This window comes from Streptomyces sp. YS-3, assembly GCF_045257485.1.
In the GTDB taxonomy this organism is placed as follows: Bacteria; Actinomycetota; Actinomycetes; order Streptomycetales; family Streptomycetaceae; genus Streptomyces.
In genome coordinates, this window is sequence record NZ_JBJHPC010000369.1 from 1 (window position 1) to 7314 (window position 7314).

General features: G+C 71.1%; 6 protein-coding genes. All 6 read left to right on the plus strand.

Annotation, left to right across the window (positions count from 1 at the left end; translation table 11 throughout):
* Nucleotides 1–27 precede the first annotated feature (27 nt).
* The gene (araD, locus tag ACJA3G_RS25280) at nt 28–1791 is read left to right on the plus strand and encodes an L-arabinonate dehydratase (protein ID WP_406555345.1); all 1764 of its coding nucleotides are present in this window, start codon (nt 28–30) and stop codon (nt 1789–1791) included.
* 108 nt (nt 1792–1899) lie between these two features.
* On the plus strand, nt 1900–2844 hold the full coding sequence (locus ACJA3G_RS25285; protein WP_406555346.1) for a carbohydrate ABC transporter permease: 945 nt from the start codon (nt 1900–1902) through the stop codon (nt 2842–2844).
* Nucleotides 2841–3746: a carbohydrate ABC transporter permease gene (locus ACJA3G_RS25290; protein ID WP_406555347.1), complete on the plus strand. Its 906-nt coding sequence runs from the start codon at nt 2841–2843 to the stop codon at nt 3744–3746. The genes ACJA3G_RS25285 and ACJA3G_RS25290 overlap by 4 nt, the downstream gene beginning before the upstream one ends.
* A complete protein-coding gene (locus ACJA3G_RS25295; RefSeq protein WP_406555348.1) occupies nt 3743–4945 on the plus strand; it encodes a Gfo/Idh/MocA family protein in 1203 nt (400 codons plus the stop codon). The genes ACJA3G_RS25290 and ACJA3G_RS25295 overlap by 4 nt, the downstream gene beginning before the upstream one ends.
* Entirely contained in the window at nt 4942–5811 is an 870-nt protein-coding gene (locus ACJA3G_RS25300; protein WP_406555349.1) for a PmoA family protein, read from the plus strand. Before ACJA3G_RS25295 ends, ACJA3G_RS25300 begins: the two co-directional genes overlap by 4 nt.
* Nucleotides 5808–7314, plus strand: a 1507-nt coding sequence (locus ACJA3G_RS25305) for a family 43 glycosylhydrolase (RefSeq protein ID WP_406555350.1), incomplete at its 3' end; no start/stop codon positions are given. The genes ACJA3G_RS25300 and ACJA3G_RS25305, both read left to right, overlap by 4 nt.

Genomic DNA, 7314 nt, shown 5'->3' on the forward strand with positions numbered 1-7314 from the left:
GTGGGGCGCGGTCGCGGGGTGGGTCGTATGACACCCGCCGTGTCGTCCCCCTCTCCTGGGCAGCCGCGCCGCCGCGCACCGCAGGAGCTGCGCAGCCACCAGTGGTACGGCACCGACGGTCTGCGCTCCTTCAGCCACCGTGCCCGCACCCGTCAGCTCGGCTATCTGCCCGAGGAGCACCTGGGCAAGCCGGTCATCGCGATCCTCAACACGTGGTCCGACATCAACCCCTGCCACGTCCATCTGCGCGAGCGCGCGCAGGCCGTGAAGCGCGGGGTGTGGCAGGCCGGGGGCTTCCCGCTGGAGTTTCCCGTCTCCACCCTCTCCGAGACGTTCCAGAAGCCCACCCCGATGCTGTACCGCAACCTCCTCGCCATGGAGACCGAGGAGCTGCTGCGCTCGTATCCGGTGGACGGGGCGGTGCTGATGGGCGGCTGCGACAAGTCGACGCCCGCGCTGCTGATGGGGGCGATCTCCGTCGACCTGCCCGCGGTGTTCGTGCCGGCCGGGCCGATGCTGCCCGGGCACTGGCGCGGCGAAGTCCTCGGCTCCGGTACGGACATGTGGAAGTACTGGGACGACAAGCGGGCCGGGCTGATCGGCGACTGTGAGCTGGCGGGCCTGGAGAACGGTCTGGCCCGCTCCCCCGGCCACTGCATGACGATGGGCACCGCCTCCACGCTCACCGCGGCGGCCGAGGCCCTGGGGGTGACGGTTCCCGGCGCCTCCTCCATTCCCGCCGTCGCCTCCGAGCACGACCGTATGGCAGCCGCCTCGGGGCTGCGGATCGTCCAACTGGTCCACGAGGACCGTCGGTTGTCGACGATCGTCGGTGAAGACGCCTTCCTGGACGCCGTGACCACGGTCCTCGCGCTGGGCGGCTCCACCAACGCCGTCATCCACCTGATCGCGATGGCCCGGCGGGCGGGTGTCGAGCTGACCCTCGACGACTTCGACCGCATCGCGCGGACCGTTCCGGTGCTCGCCAACGTACGGCCGGGCGGCGACACCTACCTCATGGAGGACTTTCACTTCGCGGGCGGTCTGCCCGCGCTGCTCTCCAGGATCACCGACCTGCTGCATCTGGACCGGCCGACCGTCGCGTATGACACCCTGCGCGAACAGCTCGCCACCGCCGAGGTCCACCACGACGACGTCATCCGGCCCCGCACCGACCCGGTCGCGGCCGAGGGCGGGCTCGCGGTGCTGCGCGGCAACCTGTGTCCGGACGGCGCCGTCATCAAACACATCGCCTGCGAGCAGCGCCTGCTCAAACACACCGGCCCGGCGGTCGTCTTCGACGACTACCGCGAGCTCCAGCGCACCATCAACGACCCGTCGCTCGGCATCACGGCCGACAGTGTCCTGGTCCTGCGCGGCGCCGGACCCAAGGGCGGCCCCGGTATGCCCGAGTACGGGATGCTGCCGATCCCCGACCATCTGCTCAGGCAGGGAGTGCGGGACATGGTGCGGATCTCGGACGCCCGGATGAGCGGCACCTCGTACGGGGCGTGCGTCCTGCACATCGCGCCCGAGTCGTACGTGGGCGGTCCGCTCGCCCTCGTCCGCACCGGCGACCTCATCACCCTCGATGTCGCGGCCCGCAGCCTCCACCTCGATGTGCCGGACGAGGAGCTGGGCCGCCGACGCGCCGCGTGGACGCCGCCGCCCGCCCGGTTCGAGCGGGGATACGGGGCGCTGTACACCGAGCAGATCACCCAGGCGGACACCGGCTGTGACTTCGCCTTCCTCGCCCGGCCCGGCTCGGTGCCGGATCCGTACGCCGGCTGACCCGAGCACCACCCCTTACTCCAGTCCGCGCACCCCTCCTACTTGTTCGGCATTTCGAACATCGTGCGGCAAGCGCTTTCCCGCACACGCCCCGAACGGAGACCCGTCATGGCCCAAGCCGCCACCGCCGTGGCCGAGCCACCACCGAAGCGCTCCGGCACGCCGCGCCGCACCGGAGCCACCCCGCGCACCCTGCCCTATCTGCTCATCGCGCCGGCCGCGCTGCTGATGCTGGGCTTCATCGCTTACCCCGTGCTCAGCGTCTTCTACTACAGCCTGCGGAACTTCAACCCCTCCAAGCCCTGGCGCAACGGTTTCGCGGGATTCGACAACTTCACCAAGGCGTTCACCGACGACCCCGAGTTCTGGCACACGCTCGGGTTCAGCCTCCAGTGGGTGGTCGTCCAGGTGGTGCTGCAACTGCTGCTGGGGCTGGGACTCGCGCTGATCGTCAACCAGACGTTCGTGGGCCGCGCGCTCTCCCGCGCCCTCGTCTTCTCCCCGTGGGCGGTCTCGGGGGTGCTCACCTCGTCCATCTGGATGCTCATCTACAACTCCCAGACGGGCATCACCCGTTACCTCGCGGACGCGGGCGTCGGCACGTACGGCACATCGTGGCTCTCCGACACGGACACCGTCTTCCCGGCCGTCGTCACCGCCGAACTCTGGCGCGGGGTGCCGTTCTTCGCCATCCTCATCCTCGCCGACCTCCAGTCCGTGTCGAAGGACCTGTACGAGGCCGCCGAGGTGGACGGCGCCGGCCGGCTGCGCCAGTTCCTCCACATCACCCTGCCGCACCTCAAGGACGCCATCATCCTCTCCACGCTGCTGCGGGCGGTGTGGGAGTTCAACAACGTGGACCTCCTCTACACGCTCACCGGCGGCGGCCCGGCGGGCGAGACCACCACCCTGCCGCTGCGTATCGCCTCGATCGCCGTCGACTCACACGACTTCGGCTACGCGTCCGCCCTGACCTCCATCGCCTTCGTCATTCTCCTGTTCTTCTCGATGGTCTATCTGCGGCTCAGCAAGTTCGGAGGGCAGGAGAAGTGATCACCGAAGAGGCCGGGACGCGGACCACCGCCACGGTCCCGGCCCGTATGCCCGTCCGGCGCCAGGACGCCGGGCCGTCGAAGCGGCGCGCGTGGGACGAGGTGCCCCGCTGGCAGATCTACCTTCCGCTGGGCCTCTACCTCCTGTTCACCCTCGTTCCCTTCTACTGGATGCTGCTCTTCGCGTTCCGCCCCACCGGCTCCACCTCGCTCACGCCGTGGCCGCTCACACTGGACCACTTCGACAAGGTGTGGAACGAGCGCAGCTTCGCGCTCTTCTTCAAGAACAGTCTGATCGTCGGCCTCGTGTCGATGCTGCTGACGACGGTCGTCGCGCTCGCCGGCGGCTACGCCCTCGCCCGCTTCGACTTCACGGTCAAGCGCGGATTCATGCTGATGCTGCTGTGCTCGCAGTTCATTCCGGGCGCGCTGATGCTGGTGCCGCTGTTCCAGATCTTCGCCGATCTACGGATGATCAACTCGCTGGGCAGTGTCATCATTGCCGAGGCCGTCTTCCAGCTCCCCCTTTCCATGATCCTGATCAGCGGGTTCATCAAGAACGTGCCGTACTCGCTGGAGGAAGCCGCCTGGGTCGACGGCTGCGGACGCTTCCGTGCCTTCTGCGCGGTGGTCCTGCCGCTGCTGCGCCCGGGTCTGATAGCCGTCGGCTCCTTCGCGTTCGTCCACAGCTGGAACCACTTCCTCTTCGCGCTGATGTTCCTCAGCAACCAGGACAAGCAGACGATCCCGGTCGGCCTCGCCACCTTGATGGGCGCCGACAGCGTCGACCTCGGGGCCCTCGCCGCGGGCGGTGTCATCTCGGCCCTCCCGGTCGTCCTGGTCTTCGCCTTCATCCAGAAGTGGCTGGTCACCGGGTTCAGCGCAGGGGCGGTGAAGGGATGAGCCCCCGCCGTGAACCCGTCCCCGTCGTCCTCGCCGGTGCGCGCGGCCACGGACGCCGGCATCTGGAGAACATCGGCCGACTCGCCCGCCTCGGCCGGGTCCGTCTCGCCGGAATCTGCGAACTCATCCCCCTGACCCCAGCGGAACTCGACGGCTTCACAGCCCCCGAGCAGTCCGGCGACCTCGGGGCCCTGCTGGCCTCCACCGGTGCCCGCATCGCCCTCGTCAGCACCCCGATCCAGACCCACACCGACCTGGCACTCACCGCCGCCCGGCACGGCGCACACCTGCTCCTGGAGAAACCGCCCGCCCCCTCGTACGCACAGTTCCAGCGGATCACCGACGCCGTCGCCACGGCGCACACCGCCGCGCAGATCGGCTTCCAGTCGCTCGGCTCCCACGCCATCGGCGCGATACGCGACCTGATCGCGGACGGCGCGATCGGCGACCTCCTGGGCATCGGCGCGGCGGGGGCGTGGGCGCGCGACGAGGCGTACTTCCGCCGGGCGCCCTGGGCCGGGCACCGGCGCCTGAACGGCACCGACGTCGTCGACGGCGTCCTGACCAACCCCCTGGCACACGCCGTCGCAACCGCGCTCGCCCTGGACGGCTCGACCCGGGCCGAGGACATCGCCGCCATCCGCACGGAGTTGTTCCACGCCCATGACATCGAGGCCGACGACACCTCGTACGTGGACATCACCACCACATCGGGGCGCCGGGTCACGGTCGCCGCGACCCTGTGCGCCGAGCGTCCCGGCGAGCCGTACGTCGTCGCGCACGGCAGCCGGGGCCGCATCACCTTCTGGTACAAGCAGGACCGCGTCCTGGTGCAACGCGCCGGGCACGGCCCCGTGGAGTCGTTCCACGGCCGCACCGACCTCCTCGACAACCTCCTCGACCACCTGGAGGACCGCGCCGGGCTCCTGGTCCCGCCGGAGTCGACGGCCGCCTTCATGAAGGTGGTCGAAACGGTACGCACGGCGCCCGATCCGGCGCCGATGCCGCCCGGGGCGTGGAGCAGCGCGACGGACGAGGCGGGGGCCGTACGCCGTGTCGTGCACGGCATCGACGATCTGGTCGCCGCCTCCGCCGGCACGCTCAAGGGCTACAGCGCGCTCGGCGCGCCCTGGGCGACCACCTCGGCGGCGGACGCGGCCGGCCGGGCGGGCGCCGGGAGCGGGGTGAACGCGTCATGAGTTCCCGCACTTCTGCCGAGGCGCCTTCCTCTCCCTGGCCGGTCCTGAGCGTTTCCGGACGCCCCGTCGCACGCTACGGCTTCTCCCCGACGAGCGACCCGCGCATGTCACCGCGCCCCTTCCTCCACCCGGTCACCACCCTCGCGGGTACGCCCGTCACCGAGTACCGGCCCGCCGACCACCGGCACCACGTCGGTGTCTCGGTCGCCGTGCCGGACGTGGAGGGGCACAACTTCTGGGGCGGGCGTACCTTCGTCCGCGGCCAAGGACCCACCGAGCTCGACAACCACGGCATCCAGCGCCACGAGGGCTTCGTGACGTGCGGCCCCGAGGGCTTCGTCGAGGAGCTGGTGTGGCGGGCGGGCGAGCGCGATCTGCTGCGCGAGCGCCGCACGGTCTCGGTGGCCGCCCTCTCCCCCGACGCGTGGGCGCTGGACCTCACGTTCCGCCTCATCAACCCCTCCCCGGCCGCCGTCACTTTCGGCAGCCCGGCGACCAACGGCCGCCCCGGCGCCGCCTACGGAGGTTTCTTCTGGCGCGCCCCCAAGGCGCGGTCGGCCCCGGAGGTGTTCACGTCCACCTCCACCGGCGAGGCCGCCGCGCACGGCCGGTGCGCCGAGTGGCTGGCGCTCGCGGGCGAGGACTGGACACTGGTCTTCGCGGGAGGCACCGCCGAGACCCTGCGCGACCCCTGGTTCGTCCGTGCGGCCGAGTACCCGGGCGTCGGCTCGTCCCTCGCCGCGTCCCGGCGGCTCGCCCTCGCACCCGGTGCGTCGCTGGTACGCCGGGTGGTCACCGTCGTCGCGGACGGGCGGCTGCGTCCGGATGAGGCCCGGTCCCTGGTCACCGGGGCGGTGCACGGATGACTTCCCCCGAGACGACCTATCGCAACCCGGTCCTCGGCGCCGACTGGTCGGACCCCGATGTCGTCCGTGTCGGCGACGACTTCTATCTGACCGCCTCCAGCTTCGGCCGCGCACCGGGCCTGCCCCTGCTGCACTCGCGCGACCTGGTCGACTGGAGGCTGATCGGGCACGCCCTCGACCGGCTCGTACCGGAGGAGGCGTTCACCGTGCCCCGCCACGACTGCGGGGTGTGGGCGCCGTCGATCCGTCACCACGACGGAATGTTCTGGATCTTCTGGGGCGACCCGGACCACGGCATCTACCACGTCAACGCCCCAGGTATCAGAGGCCCTTGGAGCCTTCCGCACCTGATCAAGGCGGGTAAGGGGCTCATCGATCCGTGCCCGCTGTGGGACGAGGACACCGGCGAGGCCTTCCTCGTGCACGCCTGGGCCAAGTCCCGCTCCGGCGTCAAGAACCGCCTCACCGGCCACCGGATGAGCCCCGACGGGGCCGAGCTGCTCGACGACGGCCAGGTGCTCGTCGACGGTGACCGGATTCCCGGCTGGTTCACCATCGAAGGCCCGAAGGTGTACCGGCACGACAGCTGGTTCTGGATCTTCGTACCCGCCGGGGGCGTGGAGCACGGCTGGCAGGGCGTCTTCCGCTCGCGCTCCTTCCTGGGTCCGTACGAGGAGCGCGTTGTCCTCGAACAGGGAGATACCCCGGTGAACGGGCCCCACCAGGGCGGCTGGGTCCGCACCGCGTCCGGCGAGGACTGGTTCCTGCACTTCCAGCAACGCGGTGCGTACGGGCGGGTCGTCCATCTCCAGCCGATGCGCTGGGACGAGGACGGCTGGCCGGTGCTCGGCGCCGATGGCAACCCCGTCCTGGCCCACACCGGCCCCGGCCTGCCGCCGCAGCCGCCGTCCGCGCCCGCCACCGACGACATGTTCCCCGGGGGCCGCTTCGGCCTTCAGTGGCAGTGGGCCGCCAACCCCCGGCCTGGCTGGGCGGTAAGCCACAGCCAGGACGGGCTCCGGCTCGCCTGTGTGCGCTCCCCCGACGTCCACGACCTGCGTCTCCTGCCGCAGCTGCTCACCCAGCGCCTTCCGCTGGCATGCCGCACGGTCGACGTCGACCTCCGGCTGGACGCCACCGGGCCGGGTGCGCGGGCCGGGCTCGCCGTCGTCGGTGATGCCTACACCTGGATCGGCCTGGAGCGCGGCGCCGACGGTACGGCGACCCTCGTACACCGGTTCGCCGAATCGGCGGCGAGCGGCCCGGAGCGCGACGCCGCGCCGCCGCGCCCGGCCCCGTCCGGCCCGGTCCGGCTGCGCGTCGAAGTCGGCGAAGGGGCGCGCTGCCGCCTGTACGCGGACACCGGGGACGGGTTCCGGCCCTCGGGCCAGGTCTTCGCCGCCACCCCCTGGCGCTGGGTGGGCGCCCTCCTGGGGCTCTTCGCCGGAGCACCACCCRGCAGAGGACCCACCGGTACGGCCCTGTTCCGGCATTTCCGGATCA